The organism is Variovorax sp. YR752 (genome assembly GCF_943372545.1).
Genome location: NZ_CALRZC010000010.1, coordinates 47,155 through 62,464 on the forward strand (window position 1 = coordinate 47,155; position 15,310 = coordinate 62,464).

The following is a 15,310-nucleotide window of genomic DNA, read 5'->3' on the forward strand; positions in this document are numbered from 1 at the left end:
TCCTCGTCAGAGCGGCTGCGGCCGCGCACCGAAGGCTTCGGCCGTCAGGTCGGGCGCGACGGCTTGTGGCTTCAGGAGGAAGTGCGCCAGCGCCGGCAGCAGCACCATGGCGCCCAGCATGTTCCACAGGAACATGAAGGCCAGCAGCAGGCCCATGTCGGCCTGGAACTTGATGGGGCTGGCCACCCAGGTGATCACGCCGATGGCCAGCGTCACGCCGGTCAGCATCACCACCCTGCCGGTGAACAGCAGCGCGCGGTAGTAGCTCTCCGACAGGCTGCGGCCCTCGCGCAACTGCGCGAGCGTGACGCTGAGGATGTACAGCGCATAGTCCACGCCGATGCCCACGCCGAGCGCGATCACCGGCAGCGTGGCCACCTTCACGCCCATGCCGAGCGCGACCATCAGCGCCTCGGCCAGTACCGAGGTCAGCAGCAGCGGCAGGACCGCCACGACCACGGCGCGCCACGAGCGGAAGGTGACGAAGCACAGCAGCGCCACCGCCGCATAGACCAGCAGCAGCATGGTGCGCCAGGCGTCCTGGACGACGATGTTGGTTGCCGCCTCGATGCCGGCCGAGCCGGCGGCAAGCAGGAACTTCACCTCGGCGCTGTCGTTGGCGCGGGAGAACGCCTCGACGTGGTCGACGACCCGCGTCAGCGTCTCGGCCTTGTGATCGCGCAGGTAGACGCTCAGTGTCAGCAGCGAGCAGGCGTCGTTGTACAGGCCGCGCGGCGCGCCGGCCGTCACGGTGTTGAGCATGTCCTGATTGGGCAGGAACTCGTACCACTTCGGGCTGCCTTCGTTCAGCCCCGCAAGCACGCGCCGGTTCAGCAGCGCCAGCGAGTTGCTGCTCTCCACGCCGTCGAGCTGGCGCAACTGCCACTCCAGCGCGTCGATCTTGTTGAGCGTGTCGTACTGCGAACACTGGCCCTCGGGCGTCTTCACCATCACGGCGAGCACGTCGCTGGAGGCGCCGTAGGCCGCGTTGACGAAGGCGACGTCGCGGTTGTAGCGGCTGTCGGCGCGCAGTTCGGGGGCGCCGGGGTCGAGGTCGCCGATCTTCAGCTGCAGGCTGGCCGCGAAGCCCAGCGCGCCGAGCACGGCCGCGGCCACGATGGCGATCGTCGCATGGCGGCGCTGCGTGTAGCGGTCGAGGAAGGCCCACAGCGCCTGCTTGCCGGCGCCGGCCGCGTCGGCCGCCTCGGCGCGCAGGCTGCGCTGCGCGGCCTGCGCGCTCACGCCGGTGTAGCTGAGCAGGATGGGCAGCAGGATCAGGTTGGTGAAGATCAGCACGCCGACACCGATCGACGCGGCGACGGCAAGCTCGCGGATCACCTGGATGTCGATCACCAGCAGCACGGCAAAGCCCACTGCGTCGGCCAGCAAGGCCGTCAGCCCGGCAAGGAACAGGCGCCGGAACGTCAAGCGTGCAGCCACCAGCTTGAGACACCCGCGGCCGATGTCCTGCATGATGCCGTTCATCTTCTGCGCACCGTGGCTCATGCCGATGGCGAAGACGAGGAAGGGCACCAGGATGGAGTACGGGTCGAGCGCGTAGCCCAGCAGAGGCAGCAGGCCGAGCTGCCAGACCACGGCCACCAGCGAGGCGGTGACCACCAGCGCGGTGGAGCGCAGGCAGCGCGTGTACCAGAACACCATCGCGCTGGCGATGGCCACCGCCAGCGCGAAGAAGCCCAGCACGGCGCGCACGCCCTCGATGAGGTCGCCGACGATCTTGGCGAAGCCGGTGACGTGGATGCGCACGCCCTGCGCCTCGTAGTTCGCCCGCAGTGCCTCGATGCGCCGCGCGAAGGTCGCATAGTCGAGTGTGCGGCCGTCGCCATCCCTGGCGAGCAAGGGCACGTAGATCACGCTCGACTTCGCGTCCAGCGCGACGAGCTGGCCGATCTCCCCGGAGCGTGCGATGTTGGCGCGCAGTTGCTCGAGGCTCCTGCCGGAGCCGTCGTAGCCGTCGGGGATCACCGGCCCGCCTTCCAGCCCCTCCTCGGTGACGCCGACCCAGCGGGTCGTCGGCGTCCACAGCGACTTCATCTGGTTGCGCGCGACGCCGGGAACGAGGAAGACGTCGTCGCTGAGCCTGCGCAGCGTCTCGAGGTACCTGGCGTCGTAGATCGTGCCTTGCGGGTTCGCCACCGCGATGCGCACCGCATTGCCCAGGCCGCTCAGCTCGCTCTGGTGAGCGAGGAAGTTGCGGACGTAGCGGTGCTCGGCCGGGATCGTCTTCTCGAAGCTGGCGTTGAGCTGCAGCCGGGTGGCCTGCCAGCCGAGCACGGCGGTGACCAGCGCGCACAGCAGCACCACCAGCCAGCGGTGGTTGAACAGGGCGCGCTCGATCAGCGAGCCGGAGCGGGGGTCGAAACGGATGTCGCTCATGGCCGGGTGGCCACCGGAATGGCGCCGTGGATCGACAGCGCCAGCACGGCGCCCGCCTGCATGAGCAGGCCGTTGAGCGGCGGCAGCGGCGTGGCGTTCAGCGGCACCAGCCGCTCGCCGTGCAGCGCCATCACGAAGCCGGCCTGGTTGGCCGCGAGCAGGCGGCCGTCGGCGCCGAGCGCGGTGGCAGTGATCGACGCCGGCATCGGCGCGGCGATCGGCGTCCAGTTGGCGCCACCGTCCGCGGAGCGCCAGGCGTTGCCGCGCAGCCCGGCCAGCACGATGTCCTGCTCGCCCGGCAGCTCGGCGCTGAAGAACGTGCCCTTGTACGGCGTCTCGACGCGGCGGAAGTTCTGGCCACCGTCGGTCGACAACAGCACCAGCCCCTGCTCGCCGGCCAACAGCAGAACCTGCCCGCGCTGGCGTGCGGCATACAGATGCAGGCCCTTCGGATTGGGCAGGCGACGCATCCACGAGTGCCAGCTCTGCCCGCCGTCCTCGCTGGTCAGCGCCAGCCCGTAGGCCCCGACGGCGAGCAGCCGCGGCCCGGGCAGCAGCAGCAGGTCGAGCAGCGGCTTGTCCGGCCCGTCGGCGACGAACCGCTCGGCCTCGGCGATCGCCCTCGCATCGCCCGCGGCGCGAGCCGCTTCGAGCACGATCTGCGCCGCCCGCCGACCGTCGAGGCAGCGCGTCCAGCGCTCCCCGCCGTCGTCGCTGGCCAGCACCACGCCACCATGCCCGACGGCCCAGCCGCGCCTGGCGCCGGCGAAGCGCACCGCCGTCAGCGTGACGCTGGTGGGCACGCTGGCTTGCCGCCAGGCCCGCCCGCCGTCGTCGGACAGCGCGACGATGCCGCGCTCGCCGACCGCGACGATGCGCGAGCCCGCCCGTGCCGCGCCGAGCAGCACGGCGTGGCCCGGCGCGCGAACTGCCACGGCGGCCCGCTCGAGGGCCTCGCCGGCGGGCGCCGCGCCGGCCAGCGGCGCCGCCAGCATCGCGGCAAGCGCCAGCATCCGCCGCAGCCGGATCTGCAAGCTCATCGTCGCGCTCCTCGCCTCAGCGCACGCCTTCGCCGGCCAGCGCGTCCGGCGTGAACACGCTGTCCGGGAAGCGCGGCTTCAAGGGGTACTGCGAGGCCTTGGCGTTGTAGAGGTTGCCCATGAAGCCCTGGCCGGAGAGCAGGTCGTTGAAGCCGAACGAGCCGATCGGGTTGCCGGGCAGGTCGGGTGCGACGAAGGTCTGCGCCCACAGCGTCTTCCACAGCTGACCGTTGGCGTCCCACCGGTCGCCGAGCACGCAGATCCAGGTGTCCTCGTCGCAGTAGTAGCGGCTCTTCGGCGCCTGGTGGCGCTGGCCGGCGCGCAGCGTCGCCTCCACCACCCACACGCGGTGCAGCTCCCAGCGCATGTGGTCGGGGTTGAAGTGGTTCTTGCCGATGACCTCGGCGTCGGTCTTCGGCTGCAGGAAGCGGTTGGCGTTGTAGGGGATGAACATCTCCTGCTTGCCCATCAGCTTCCAGTCGAAGCGGTCGAGCCGGCCGGTCCAGACCTCGATCTCGTCGAACGCCATCACACCGGCCGCGGACGGCGTGGGCGTATCGCAGCAGGGGTTGGGCAGCTTGCGCACGCGGCGCTGGCCGGTCAGGTAGACCCAGGCCTGGTCCTTGCTGCCGTCGATGTTGACGCGGCCGACGATGGCCTCGCCGGCACGGATGGGCGGGCCGGCGTTGACCAGCCGGATCATCCAGTACTCGTTGCCCTTGGCGAACTGCTCCGGGCTGCCGTCCGGGAAGTAGTACGGCATCTGCTGGTCGGCGCGCCCGTCGGTGGTCAGCACGGCCTTGCCGTCGGCGGTGAGCTGGTACTGGTTGATGTTGAACTCCCACGAGGTGCCGCGCCAGCGCAGCATGTGGTTCCACATCACCTCGGCACCGGTCTTGGCGATCGGGAACGGGATGCCGCCGTAGGCACCCTCGACGACGTCGCCATTCAGCTTTGCGCGTGTGGCGTTCTTGAAGGTGTTGTCGACCACCCATTGCGGCGCGGTCGCGGTGCGGTGGGACTTGTAGACATCGATGCGATAGCTGTCCGGGTACTTCTTCAGCATCGCCTTCTGGCCGTCGCTGAGCCTGTCGGCGTACTGCTCGGCGTTCTTCGCGCTGATCGAGAACAGCGGCTTCTCGTCCTTGAACGGATCCCCGCGGCGGCCTGCGGGCTTGTCGCCGGCGGTCGGCGTGGTGTGGCCGCCGGTCCAGGCCGGGATGGAGCCGTCCTTGTTGCCGGCCTTCTCGGCGCCGAAGGGCGTCAACTCGCTCTTGAGCCTGGCGGCCTCGTCGGCCGACACGGCCGCGAGCGCGGACCCGAACGCGACCGCCATCAGCGCGGCCAGGGGGATGCGGAGAATGGTCATCGTGGACTCCTGTGATCAGAACGTGCGACGCAGCGCCAGCGCCAGGTAGTTGCGGTCGGCCAGCTGGCTGCCCTTGCCGAAGATCGCGTGCCCGCCGGTCAGCAGCGGCGAGTAGTCGACGAACGGCACGGCCTTGCCGATGTAGTGCGTGTAGTTGACCGAGAACTGCCACACGCCGAGGTAGGTGCCCTCGACGCCGAGGTTGGCGCTGCCGGTGCCCTTGGCGCCCCAGCCCGCCCCAGTGACGGCGGAGTTGCCGTCGACGACGTAGCGCAGGCCGACCGGCACGCTCAGGTCCAGCCCCGGCATCGCCTGGCGGTAGCTGGGCGTGAAGATGAACTGCAGCGCCGTGGCGTCGCGCGTGCGGCCTTCGTCGAGCGAGTGGTCAGGATCGTCCTTCGAGAGCACACGGTTCCAGGCGATCTCCGCCACCAGGCTCGATTCGCGCGCGATGACGCTCGGCCCGAAGGTGGCCAGCGTCGACAGGTTCAAGTGGGCGGTGCGCCCGATCGCCGGGCGCGGCTGCGGCGCGCCGACGCTGCCCGGGTAGAGCATGTTGGTGCTCCACAGCGGCACGTCGTCCCGCACCGAGGCCTCGCCGGCCACGTTGAAGTCGCCGAAGGAGTGCGAGGCGCTGACCCCGGCCGTCCTGACGTTCTCCGGGAACTGGTAGAACCAGCTGCCCGGCAGCGTTCCGAAGGGGCCGGGTGTGCCGGCCGGATTCAGGTTGCCGTAGAGCTGGCCGGACTTGTCGTGGTAGCGCGCGACGTAGAAGCCGAGGTCCGTCTCGTCGAGGCGCCACTTCAGCTGCAGGCCGAACTGGCCGGAGTCCCTGGGCTTCTGGTCGCTGCCCGGCGTGAGCGCATAGCTGCCCGAGATCGGCGTGCCGGCCGGGATGTTGACGAACTCCGGCTGCTGCGAGCCCCAGGGCGTGTTGGCGGTCGAGAAGTAGCTGCCCGCGGGTGACAGGCGGTCCTCCTCCCAGCGGAACTGCACATAGCCGCCGATCGAGACGTCGGTGGTGAGCTGCAGTTGCGCGGAGAGCTGCGGCACCGGGCGGACGATCTCCTTGAACTGCGCGTTCGGCGAGGCGAGCAGCTTGTCGATGTCCACCGGGCCCTGCGCACGGGCGATCCCGTTGTCGCCGAAGAACAGGCTCTCGCCGTACTGCAGCGCGTGGCGGCCGAGCCGCGTGGTCAGCTTCATGCCGTTGGGCAGGCGCCAGCCGCCGAACACGAAGGCATCGAGCAGTTCGGCCTTCTCGCCAGCGAGCTTCCTGGTCCTGCTCGGGAACTCGTCGTACGGGTTCTGGCCGATGGTCGGGTCGTTGTCGGCGCGGGTCTTGCGCTGCAGCTTGTCGTCGTACCAGGCCGCGGCACTCAGGCGCAGGCCGAAGTCGCGGCGCCAGACAGCATCGAACTCCGACAGCAGGTCGAGACGCGCCGAGACCAGCCCCTTGTTCTGGAAGTTCTGGTCGCCGGCGTTGAAGTTGAGCGCCTGCGGGAAGCTGAAGGTGGCCGGTGCCGGCGCCGGCGCGCCGGTCGGCACCTGGCGGAAGGTGTCCTTCAGAGCCGGGTCCGCCGCCTCGGTGCGGAACTTGGTGCTCAGGCGCACGCTGTTGTCCCAGCGAAGCGACCAGTCCGGGTTGCCGGTGTCGATCTCGAAGGCCTGCGCGCCGCAGCTCAGCATCGCCGCGGCGAGCGCCGTCAGGCGGGGCGCCCTGTGTCCTGTCATGGTCTGTCTCCTCGTCGTCTTGGGGTGGAAGCGTCTCAGGCCGGCTGCGCGACGATGCGCATCAGCCGCTCCATCAGCTGGCTCAGGTCAGTGGTGCCATCGGGCTGCAGATCCCAACGCGCCGCCGTGGAGGCGATGTCGTGGACCTGCCGCACGCGCGCTGCACGGCGCCGCTCGAACGCCTCGAGCAGCGCGCCGCGCGCCGGCGCGGCTTCGAGCAGGTCGGCGAGCACGCGAGCGTCTTCGATCGCCTGGGCGGCCGCCTGTCCGAAGTGCGGCGGGAACGCGTGTGCGGCGTCGCCCACGGCGAGCACCGCACCGCGATGCCAGGGCGGCTCTAGCAACGCCGAGCGTGCGGGCCGAAGCACCACCGGCGTGTCGGACGTGAGCTGCGCGGCCAGCTGGCGCACAGGCGGCGCGAACGACGACAGCGCCGCGCGCATGCGCTCGCCTGGCTCGCCCTGCGGGTCTGCCGGCGTCGGCTCGGTGAGGGCGAGACCGGCCAGGTCGTGGCGTACCGGCACGATCACCGCGCGGCTCCCGGTGCGGCCGAAAGCGATCAACGGTCGGTCAAGCTCGACGGGCCGGTGCAGCAGCGTGTACCACCAGGCCTGACCGAGCTCGGCCACCACGCGGGCATGCGGAAACAAGGCCGTGCGCAGTTCGCTCGAGGCCCCGGCGGCGAGCACCACAAGATCGGCCTCGATGGCCTCGCCGCTGACCAGGACGACGCGCGCGCGACCCTCAGGATCATCAACCGCCTTCACGCGAACGCCACGGCGCAACTGCGCACCGCGACCGCGAGCGGCGCGCTCGAGCACCTGGTGCAGGTCGGCGTGACGAATGCCCAGTGCCGCGGGGAAGCGCGGTCCGGCCAGGCGCTGGGTGGGCAGCTCGTACAGGTGCCGCCCCTGGCGGTCGACCACGTCGATGCCGTGATAGGGGAAGCCCGCGCGCACACAGTCCTCGGCAATGCCGAAGGCCGCCAGATCGCGCAGCATGTTCGGAACCACCTCGATGTGGGCGGGCACTGCGCACACCTTCGGCGCGTCCTCCAGCACCTGTACCGGTACGCCGCCGCTCGCGGCGGCCAGCGCGCACGCCAACCCGGCCAGACCGGCGCCGATCACGCAGACACTCGCGATGCGCTGCGTCATCGCAGCGCCTCGCAAGATGCAGGCATGAGTTCGCCCTTCGCCTGGCCGCCAGCCATTCGTCGTCTCCGTTGTGGGTATGGGAATCGGGTTGACGAGAGCTTACGAAGCACGAGCCCCCGCGCAAAATGGTTTGCATTCATGCGGCGCATCGATGCCGTGGATACTTTTCGGGTTAACCCTGGCTCATGCGTTTCAACAAGCTCGACCTCAACTTGCTCGTCGCGCTGGATGTATTGCTGACAGAGCGCAGCATCACGCGCGCGGCCGAGCGGGTGCATCTGTCGCAGTCGGCGATGAGCGCCTCGCTCGGCCGGCTGCGCGACTACTTCGACGACGAGCTGCTGGTTCAGGTCGGCCGCCAACTCGAGCTGACGCCGCGCGCCGAGGTGCTGCGCGAAGCCGTGCGCGATGTGCTCGTGCGCATCGACACCTCGATCGCCGCGCAGCCTCAGTTCGACTGCACCACGACCGATCGCGAGTTCCGGCTGTGCATCTCCGACTACACCATGGAGCTGCTGGTCCCGCGCGTGCTATCGCTGGCCGCCGGTCAGCGCAGCACCGCGCGCTTCAAGCTGGCCCCGCAGGCCTCGAGCCCGGCGCGCGCGCTCGAGCGCGGGGAAGCCGATCTGCTGGTCATCCCCAAGGCGTACTGCACTGCCGAGCACCCGATGGAGACCGTGTTCACCGACGAATTCGTCTGTGCCGTCTGGAGCGGCAGCAGTCACGTCCGCGAGGGCATGAGCTTCGAGCGCTACGCCGGCGCGGGGCACGTCGTCATGCAGCCGGTGAACACCGACCAGCCGGCCTTCGAGAGCTGGTTCGTGCAGCGCTACGGGCTGTCCCGACGCATCGACGTGACGACCTACAGCTTCGCCGCGCTACCGTTCCTGGTGGTCGGGAGCGAACTGGTGGCCACGGTGCACTCGATGCTGGCCAGGGACGTGGCACCCGCGTTGCCCATCACGCTGTTGCCGCTGCCACTGCCGATGCCGACGTTCGAGCAGGCGATGCAGTGGCACAAGTACCGCTCACTCGACCCGGGGTTGCTGTGGTTGCGCGGGCTGATGCGGCAGGCGGCCAAGGACCTGCAAAGCGCCGACTGAGCAACAGCCTCAGGACTGGCGCGAGCCGGGGGACGCCGGCTGCCGAGCCCTGGTCACGGTTCGAGTCAGCTGCTGCGGGACCACCGGTACAAGGTCTTCGAGTTCATCGCGCCGAAACAGGATGCTCGGCCCCCGCTCCTGCCCGCAGCGCGACCATCGTCACGTTCAGCGCTTCGCGCCCTGCCGGCGCGCAGGCAAGGCGGCATCCGTGGGCCAGCCATGTGCGGCCACCAGTACCGTCCGGACAGGTGCCTTCGCAGATTCGGACTTCGGATTCCCCGCGGCTTGTCGTGCGGCCGGCGCGGCTGCGGCGCGCTTCTTGTCGTTGGCGGATCGAGCGAGAGAGGATTCCAAGTCTGTGGCCATGAGCGTCGGTGAAGGCGGCGGATTCTACGTCGGCGAATGTCGATATGCTCGGCACTCAACCTGGAGTCGAGTTCAACAGTAGTTCGCTACGCGCCGCTTCGGCAGTTGCCCGGTACAGGACTGAAAGGCTGCCATGTGGTTCCTCGTCCAAGTCGTCAAAGGTAGCAAGCACTTCGAGCCGGAGTCGCAGGTGGGCAACCGGGTCCTGATCTCGGACACCACCGACATGGTCATCTCCGGCCGCGCCATGGGTGGAGAGAGCTTTCGTTTCGAGGCCCGCAAGGGCAACGAGAGCTTCGTCGTCCAGGATTTCGTCGGTGCCCAGCCGGCAGGGGTTCTCGCCACCAGGTTCTCGGAGCTGGCGCAGAAGATGGGTGCGCTGACGGTCGCTGCCTAGGCATCCGGCATCGCCGACCCGTGGGTGGCACGGTGCAGGGCCGACGCTCCCGGCCGCGCGGCCGCTGCGGGTAAGCTCTTGCCACCTCGGCCCGGGAGCAGTTCGAATCACCGTCGCCCGACCACCGAGTCCTGTTCGGCCCAGTCTCTCAGGAGCCCGTCATGAACGCTCGCAACCTTGGTTTGCTCATCGCGGCGACCTTCGCCGCCCTGGCCCTGGCCGTGGCACTCGCGCCCACTGCGCGGTCGCAGGTGCAGGCCACCCCCAGCTTCACGCCGATCGGCGTGTCCTCCAGCGGGAACACCAGCACGGTGTGGTTTCACGAACCGTCGTCGCGCCAGGCGGTGGCCTGCCAGACGGTCCAGCAGGGCGCTTCCCTCTCCAGCATCCAGTGCGTGGTCACCAAGCTGCCGTAGCCGGACGCTCTGCGATCACGGCCTGACCGGGTCGGCCTCGGGCCCGACGACCTGCCCTGTGCGATGGGCGGACCGATCGCTCCGCGCTAAGCTCGCGCATCCGAATCCCAGGGATGCCTGCCATGCCCCAGCAAGACCTTCGCATCGTCCTGTCGTTCTCCGCCGAAGACCAGGCCTGGCTCCGACTTTCGTCGATCGCCGTGCCGAAGTTCTTCGAGGGCCACGCCGTGGCGCCGGCCTCCGGCGATGCCCTGCGCATCGGCGGCCGCCAGTTCATCGTCCAGGCACGCATCTGGGAGCACGACGGCATGGCGCCGACCCTGCGCCTGCTGCTCAGCAGCGGCCACGCCGAGAGCGACACGGTGTTCGGCTGAACCGCCGCCACCCGCATGCGCCTGCTGCTCATCTTCTTCGTGCCGCTGGTGGCTCAGGTCTTCGCCTACATCGTCGTCTTCCTCGCGGCACAAGGCGGTGGGTCGTTCATGGGCTTGCTCGCGTTGCCTGCCTCGGTCGCCTCGGTGATCGCCCTGTTCGCCCACGGCATCTCGTCGGCACGCGCCAGGGTTCCCGTGGCCAGCGCCATGCTGATCAGCCTGGGCATCGCGCTGGTGCCACCCGTCGTGCTGCTCGTCTTCCGGGCGCTGGAATCCTAGGGCCTGTTCACACCACCGGGAGGCGCCTTTGAATCTGAACACCGCACGGGTCTTCGTTCGCGACATCGCACGGGCACGCGAGTTCTATGGCCAGAAGCTGGGGCTGCGCGTCAGCGCGGAGAATCTCGCGCACGGCTACTGTGTCTTCAACGCCGGCAACTGCGAACTCGTCGTCGAGTCGGTGGCGCCGGACGCGCCGCCGCAGGACCAGGCACTGGTCGGCCGCTTCACCGGCCTGTCGTTCCTGGTGCCGAGCGTCCACGTCGCGCATCAGGATCTGGTGGCCAAGGGCGTGCTGTTTTCGGGCCCGCCCGAGCGCCAGTTCTGGGGTGGCACGCTGGCCACCCTGCGCGACCCGGACGGCAATCAACTCCAGATCGTGCATCGCGGCGCGGGTGGCACGCGGTAGAGTCACCCGGCCCGCCAGCGACGCCACGAGGCGATGCCGGCGGCGAACGCACCCGTGACACACCCAGAACCCCATGTCCGCGAAGCCGGCGCCGGCGCTGCCGTCGTGTGCCTGCACTCCAACGCCAGCAGTTCCAGCCAGTGGCGCGGCCTGATGGAACTGCTGTCGCCGACACGCCATGTGCTCGCGCCGGACAGCTACGGGTCCGGCCGGAGCCCGGACTGGCCGTCGGACCGATCCATCACGCTGGCCGACGAGGTGGCGCTCATCGCGCCGCTGCTGGCTCGGGTGACGCCCCCGGTCGCGCTGGTCGGCCACTCGTACGGCGCGGCGGTGGCCCTGAAGGCTGCGCTGACGGCCCCGGTGAGCGCACTGGTGCTGTACGAACCGACCCTGTTCGCACTCGTCGACGCGACCGTGCCACCGCCCAATCATGCCGACGGCATCCGTGACGCAGTCGGCGCCGCGGCGGCCGCGCTGGACCGCGGTGACCGCGACGCGGCGGCAGGCGCGTTCATCGACTACTGGATGGGTGACGGCAGCTGGGCGGCGACCCCCGCGCAGCGCAAGCCGCCGATCACGGACTCCATCGTCAACGTGCGCCGCTGGGCTCATGCGCTGTTCACCGAGCCCGCACCGGTGCAGGCATTCAGCCGGCTCGACATGCCGATCCTGTACATGCTCGGCCGGCGCACCACCGGCTCGGCGCGCGGCGTCGCGCAGGTGCTGATCCCTGCCCTCGCCCGCGTGCGCGTGGTGGAGTTCGACGGGCTGGGCCACATGGGCCCGATCACGCACCCGGAGGTGGTGAATGCCGAGATCCAGCGCTTCCTCGAGCAGGTCTAGCGTGACGTTCCACGCCGCCTCGGTGCCCGTGTTCCTGAGCTACCTCGAGCGGCTGCGCCACCTCGTCGATGCGGCCGAGGCCTTCGCCGTACGCCGCGGCGATGCCGCGCCCGAGTGGCTGGAGGCACGCCTGGCGGCCGACATGCTGCCCTTCGAGCAGCAGGTGAGCATTGCCGCCCACTTTGCGCTGCGCGCATGCTTCCCGCTGGCCGGGCTGCCGGTGCCTCCCTATGGCGACTTTCCGGCCACGTTCGACGGCCTGCGGCAGCGCATCGCACGTGTCGTCGAGTTGCTCGGGGCGCTCGATCCGGCGCAGTTCGAAGGCGCCGGATCGCGCGTTGCGCACAGCACGGCCGGCCATGCGCAGGTAGCACTGCCAGCGGCGCAGTTCCTGCTGCAGTACGCGCTGCCAAACTTCTTCTTCCACCTGACGACCGCCTACGCGATCCTGCGCCAGCGCGGCGTCGCGCTGGGCAAGCAAGACTTCGACGGCTTCCATTCGTACGCTGCGCCGCCGTGACCCTGCTCGCGGCCAATGCACGCGAAGGCCCGGGCCTTGCCAAGGCTGCGAAGCTGGGCCAAGCTCGGCCCCGAGACAACGACGATCGACTGCAGGGAGATTCGATGGGAGTGTTCGAGAAGCCGGCGCTGCCTGCGGCGTGGCGCGGCGCCGTTGCGCTGCTGCTGGCGGCATCGGCCGGCGGTGCGGCCGCGCAGACGATGTACCGCTGCGGCAACACCTACAGCCAGACGCCATGCGCGCCCGACGCCGTGCCGCAGCGTGGTCACGCCGATGCGGCGACCGAGAAAGCGGGCGGGGCGCAGGGCTACGACCTGTGCGCGAGCCATGCACCCGAGTCGGTGGAGACGCCGGAGCCGCAGAGTGCCCGCGTGCAGCAGGTCGGGCCGCGCAAGGCAGAGGTGATCCAGTACGCCGGCCAGCCCATCGCCGCCCATCGCTACGACCTCACCGTCGATGCGAAGACCGCCTACGGCGTCTACTCCGGGCCCCGGCCCTACGCGTGCTGGGTCAGCGAGGACCAGCGGCGCATTCTTCAGTTTGCGCCGCGCCGGCGCTGAGCGAGCCCGACGCGCCGATGCCGACGCAACTCACCGAACGCCATGGCCAGGCCGCAGGCACCGGCGCCCTGGCGCGGCTCGCCGTGCTGGCCGCCGGCCTGCTCGGCGGCTGCGCTGCCGTGCCGCCGCGCGACGCGGCACTGGCACAGGCGCTGCAGGGGCTGTGGTGCAACTCGCACGACGGCGGGCGCAGTTGCTGGGCCTGGGACGAATTCGATGCCGAGGGGCGCTTCCATGCCTGCGGCCGCACCGACGACGACCCCCGGCCCTTTTCTGGCAGCGGGCGCGTCTCGGTCAACGGGCAGCGCATGTGCTACCTGGTCGACGCGGCCAGCGGCAGCTTCTGGCTGCAGCCAGGCCAGCGCTACTGCACCGACATCGTCGCGATCGACACCGCGACCCATCGCTACCGCGACATCGACACCGGCGCCGAGTTCACCCTGTACCGCCGCGCGGCTGCGCAGCGGCGCTGCCCCTGACCGAAGCTGGCGCAGCATGGCAACGTTCCAGGTCTTCGCCGGTGCGCAGCGGATCGGCTCGTCCGCGCTGGAACTCGGCGACCGGGCCGTCGGCGTGGCCGCCGGGCGCTTCATCCCCGCGCCGGCCTATGCCCAGGTGCAGGCCGCCGTGATCGCCACGCAGCACGGCTCGCAGCTCGCACTGGGCCTGCGCGTGGTCGCGCCCGACGGCCGGCCGCTGGCGCTCGACGGCAACGTGCAGATCGTCGACTATTCGGCCGAACTCGGCAGCGACGGCCTCGAAGTGCACGTGATCGGCATCGACCCGGACCAGTACGACGACTGGCCCGCCACGCAGGCCACGGCCTTCGCACCCACCCAAGCCCTGGACGAGAAGTCCGGCGACTGAAGGAGACACACATGCCCAAGGGCTACTGGATCGCGCGCGTCGACGTCAGCGATCCCGAGCAGTACAAGGCCTACGTGGCCGCCAATGCGAAGCCGCTGGCGATGTACGGCGCGAAGTTCCTCGTGCGCGGCGGCCCCTTCGAGAACCCCGAGGGCGGCGCGCGCAGCCGCAACGTGGTCATCGAGTTCCCCTCGAAGCAGGCGGCACTGGACTGCTGGAACTCGCCGGAGTACCGGGCGGCCGTTGCGCTGCGCGCGCCGGTGTCGGTCGTCGACATGGTGATCATCGAAGGCTACGACGGGCCGCAGCCCGGCTGATGAGCCCGATGTGCGCCACACCTCGGCGGACCGCGCTGCGGTAGTACCATGCCCGGCATGAATCCGCCGGCTAACCCGGGCCATGAGCGCATGGCCGACCGCGAGCTGGTCACCTCGCGCGTGATCGCGGCGCCGCGCGCACGGGTCTGGCAGGCCTTCACCGACCCGGCGCTGCTGGCCCGCTGGTGGGGCCCGGCCGGCTTCAGCAACAGCTTCGAGTGCTTCGAGCCGCGCGCTGGCGGCTCATGGCGCTTCGTGATGCACGGCCCCGACGGGGTGGACTACCCGAACGAGAGCGTGTTCACGGAGGTGGTCGACCAGCAGCGCATCGTCTTCGACCATCTGTCGGCGCCACGCTTCGAGATGACGCTGACCTTCACCGACCACGGCGATCGCACCGCGCTGGGCTGGCGGCAGCGCTTCGCGACGGCCGAAGACTGCCGCCGCATCGCACCGATCGCCGTGCCGGCCAACGAGCAGAACATCGACCGGCTGGCCGCGCTGCTGCACGCCACGGCCTGAGCACGGCGCTGCCGCCGCAAGGCCCTCAGGCCAGTTCCTTCTGCTGCTCGACGATGCGCGAGACGATGCCGTAGTCCACGGCCTCGCGCGCGCTCATCCAGAAGTCGCGCTCCATGTCCGACACCACCTTCTCGTAGGCCTGGCCGGTCTGTGCGGCGATGACGCGGGCGATGCGCTCGCGCGTGCGCAGGATCTCCTTGGCCTGGATGGCGATGTCGGTGGCCTGGCCGCCGGCGCCGCCGGCGGGCTGGTGGATCATGAAGCGGGTATTGGGCAGGCAGACGCGGCGCTCCTTGGGCGGCGCCAGGAAGATGTGCGCGCCGGCGCTGGCCACCCAGCCGCTGCCGACGGTGGTGACCGGCGCACGCACGAAGCGGATCATGTCGTGGATCGCGTCGCCCGATTCGACGTGGCCGCCGGGCGAGGAGATCAGCATCGTGATCGGCGCGTCCGACTCCTCGGACAGCGCGAGCAGGCGCCGGCAGGTGGCCAGCGCGAGGCGGTCGTCGATCTCGCCGAACACCAGCACATAGCGCGACTTGAAGGCGAGCTGCTCTTCCAGCCGGCCGGCGGCGGCTTCGGGCTTCTTTTGTTCGTCGTCGGCGGCGAGGCGGTCAATCATGGCGTTCTCCTGGAG

The 15,310-nt window shown here is 70.1% G+C and carries 19 protein-coding genes; 13 read left to right on the top strand and 6 right to left on the bottom strand.

What is annotated here, in order from left to right:
* Positions 1–6: 6 nt before the first annotated feature.
* Genes AAG801_RS03890 through AAG801_RS03910 form a run of 5 tightly spaced genes read right to left on the bottom strand, consistent with a single transcriptional unit; the run spans position 7 to position 7,697 of the window.
* Complete coding sequence (locus tag AAG801_RS03890; RefSeq protein WP_341887239.1) at positions 7–2,397, bottom strand: MMPL family transporter; 2,391 nt, start codon at positions 2,395–2,397, stop codon at positions 7–9.
* Positions 2,394–3,437, bottom strand: a complete 1,044-nt coding sequence (locus tag AAG801_RS03895) for a YCF48-related protein (protein WP_341887240.1) — start codon at positions 3,435–3,437, stop codon at positions 2,394–2,396. The genes AAG801_RS03890 and AAG801_RS03895 overlap by 4 nt, the downstream gene beginning before the upstream one ends.
* A 16-nt stretch (positions 3,438–3,453) precedes the next feature.
* Positions 3,454–4,806, bottom strand: coding sequence for a DUF1329 domain-containing protein (locus AAG801_RS03900; protein ID WP_341887241.1), 1,353 nt, complete (start codon positions 4,804–4,806; stop codon positions 3,454–3,456).
* A gap of 15 nt (positions 4,807–4,821) precedes the next feature.
* Positions 4,822–6,540 carry a DUF1302 family protein gene (locus AAG801_RS03905; protein WP_341887242.1) on the bottom strand — a complete coding sequence of 573 codons (1,719 nt, stop codon included), beginning with the start codon at positions 6,538–6,540 and terminating at the stop codon, positions 4,822–4,824.
* Positions 6,541–6,575: 35 nt separating this feature from the next.
* A complete protein-coding gene (locus AAG801_RS03910; protein ID WP_341887243.1) occupies positions 6,576–7,697 on the bottom strand; it encodes an FAD-dependent oxidoreductase in 1,122 nt (373 codons plus the stop codon).
* A gap of 185 nt (positions 7,698–7,882) precedes the next feature.
* Between AAG801_RS03910 and AAG801_RS03915 the strand changes: the two genes are divergently transcribed.
* The 13 genes from AAG801_RS03915 to AAG801_RS03975 all read left to right on the top strand — a co-directional run bounded on the left by AAG801_RS03915 (position 7,883) and on the right by AAG801_RS03975 (position 14,673).
* A complete protein-coding gene (locus AAG801_RS03915) occupies positions 7,883–8,800 on the top strand; it encodes a LysR family transcriptional regulator (protein WP_341887244.1) in 918 nt (305 codons plus the stop codon).
* 499 nt (positions 8,801–9,299) lie between these two features.
* Positions 9,300–9,563: a hypothetical protein gene (locus AAG801_RS03920; protein ID WP_341887245.1), complete on the top strand. Its 264-nt coding sequence runs from the start codon at positions 9,300–9,302 to the stop codon at positions 9,561–9,563.
* 161 nt (positions 9,564–9,724) lie between these two features.
* Complete coding sequence (locus AAG801_RS03925) at positions 9,725–9,979, top strand: hypothetical protein (protein WP_341887246.1); 255 nt, start codon at positions 9,725–9,727, stop codon at positions 9,977–9,979.
* 122 nt (positions 9,980–10,101) lie between these two features.
* Positions 10,102–10,353, top strand: coding sequence for a hypothetical protein (locus tag AAG801_RS03930; protein ID WP_341887247.1), 252 nt, complete (start codon positions 10,102–10,104; stop codon positions 10,351–10,353).
* 15 nt (positions 10,354–10,368) lie between these two features.
* A complete protein-coding gene (locus tag AAG801_RS03935) occupies positions 10,369–10,632 on the top strand; it encodes a hypothetical protein (RefSeq protein ID WP_341887248.1) in 264 nt (87 codons plus the stop codon).
* Positions 10,633–10,660: 28 nt separating this feature from the next.
* Positions 10,661–11,041 carry a VOC family protein gene (locus tag AAG801_RS03940; RefSeq protein ID WP_341887249.1) on the top strand — a complete coding sequence of 127 codons (381 nt, stop codon included), beginning with the start codon at positions 10,661–10,663 and terminating at the stop codon, positions 11,039–11,041.
* A gap of 54 nt (positions 11,042–11,095) precedes the next feature.
* On the top strand, positions 11,096–11,887 hold the full coding sequence (locus tag AAG801_RS03945) for an alpha/beta hydrolase (RefSeq protein ID WP_341887250.1): 792 nt from the start codon (positions 11,096–11,098) through the stop codon (positions 11,885–11,887).
* A 1-nt stretch (position 11,888) separates the two neighbouring features.
* Entirely contained in the window at positions 11,889–12,407 is a 519-nt protein-coding gene (locus AAG801_RS03950; protein WP_341887251.1) for a DUF1993 domain-containing protein, read from the top strand.
* Between the two features lie 104 nt (positions 12,408–12,511).
* Positions 12,512–12,967 (top strand): hypothetical protein, encoded by a 456-nt coding sequence (locus AAG801_RS03955; RefSeq protein WP_341887252.1) that lies wholly within the window; start codon positions 12,512–12,514, stop codon positions 12,965–12,967.
* A gap of 17 nt (positions 12,968–12,984) precedes the next feature.
* The gene (locus AAG801_RS03960; RefSeq protein WP_341887253.1) at positions 12,985–13,446 is read left to right on the top strand and encodes a hypothetical protein; all 462 of its coding nucleotides are present in this window, start codon (positions 12,985–12,987) and stop codon (positions 13,444–13,446) included.
* A 16-nt stretch (positions 13,447–13,462) separates the two neighbouring features.
* Positions 13,463–13,834, top strand: coding sequence for a hypothetical protein (locus AAG801_RS03965; protein WP_341887254.1), 372 nt, complete (start codon positions 13,463–13,465; stop codon positions 13,832–13,834).
* A gap of 11 nt (positions 13,835–13,845) precedes the next feature.
* A complete protein-coding gene (locus tag AAG801_RS03970) occupies positions 13,846–14,151 on the top strand; it encodes a DUF1330 domain-containing protein (RefSeq protein ID WP_341887255.1) in 306 nt (101 codons plus the stop codon).
* 57 nt (positions 14,152–14,208) lie between these two features.
* Positions 14,209–14,673 (top strand): SRPBCC family protein, encoded by a 465-nt coding sequence (locus tag AAG801_RS03975; protein WP_341887256.1) that lies wholly within the window; start codon positions 14,209–14,211, stop codon positions 14,671–14,673.
* A gap of 25 nt (positions 14,674–14,698) precedes the next feature.
* Here AAG801_RS03975 and AAG801_RS03980 read toward each other — a convergent pair whose 3' ends face one another.
* A complete protein-coding gene (locus AAG801_RS03980) occupies positions 14,699–15,295 on the bottom strand; it encodes an ATP-dependent Clp protease proteolytic subunit (RefSeq protein ID WP_341887257.1) in 597 nt (198 codons plus the stop codon).
* Between the last annotated feature and the right edge of the window lie 15 nt (positions 15,296–15,310).

Coding starts and splice junctions, on each gene's coding strand:
- AAG801_RS03965 (WP_341887254.1), top strand. CDS start 13,463: ATGGCAACGTTCCAGGTCTTCGCCGGTGCGCAGCGGATCGGCTCGTCC.
- AAG801_RS03890 (WP_341887239.1), bottom strand. CDS start 2,397: ATGAGCGACATCCGTTTCGACCCCCGCTCCGGCTCGCTGATCGAGCGC.
- AAG801_RS03915 (WP_341887244.1), top strand. CDS start 7,883: ATGCGTTTCAACAAGCTCGACCTCAACTTGCTCGTCGCGCTGGATGTA.
- AAG801_RS03920 (WP_341887245.1), top strand. CDS start 9,300: ATGTGGTTCCTCGTCCAAGTCGTCAAAGGTAGCAAGCACTTCGAGCCG.
- AAG801_RS03970 (WP_341887255.1), top strand. CDS start 13,846: ATGCCCAAGGGCTACTGGATCGCGCGCGTCGACGTCAGCGATCCCGAG.
- AAG801_RS03975 (WP_341887256.1), top strand. CDS start 14,209: ATGAATCCGCCGGCTAACCCGGGCCATGAGCGCATGGCCGACCGCGAG.
- AAG801_RS03925 (WP_341887246.1), top strand. CDS start 9,725: ATGAACGCTCGCAACCTTGGTTTGCTCATCGCGGCGACCTTCGCCGCC.
- AAG801_RS03935 (WP_341887248.1), top strand. CDS start 10,369: ATGCGCCTGCTGCTCATCTTCTTCGTGCCGCTGGTGGCTCAGGTCTTC.
- AAG801_RS03960 (WP_341887253.1), top strand. CDS start 12,985: ATGCCGACGCAACTCACCGAACGCCATGGCCAGGCCGCAGGCACCGGC.
- AAG801_RS03905 (WP_341887242.1), bottom strand. CDS start 6,540: ATGACAGGACACAGGGCGCCCCGCCTGACGGCGCTCGCCGCGGCGATG.
- AAG801_RS03955 (WP_341887252.1), top strand. CDS start 12,512: ATGGGAGTGTTCGAGAAGCCGGCGCTGCCTGCGGCGTGGCGCGGCGCC.
- AAG801_RS03900 (WP_341887241.1), bottom strand. CDS start 4,806: ATGACCATTCTCCGCATCCCCCTGGCCGCGCTGATGGCGGTCGCGTTC.
- AAG801_RS03910 (WP_341887243.1), bottom strand. CDS start 7,697: ATGACGCAGCGCATCGCGAGTGTCTGCGTGATCGGCGCCGGTCTGGCC.
- AAG801_RS03895 (WP_341887240.1), bottom strand. CDS start 3,437: ATGAGCTTGCAGATCCGGCTGCGGCGGATGCTGGCGCTTGCCGCGATG.
- AAG801_RS03930 (WP_341887247.1), top strand. CDS start 10,102: ATGCCCCAGCAAGACCTTCGCATCGTCCTGTCGTTCTCCGCCGAAGAC.
- AAG801_RS03980 (WP_341887257.1), bottom strand. CDS start 15,295: ATGATTGACCGCCTCGCCGCCGACGACGAACAAAAGAAGCCCGAAGCC.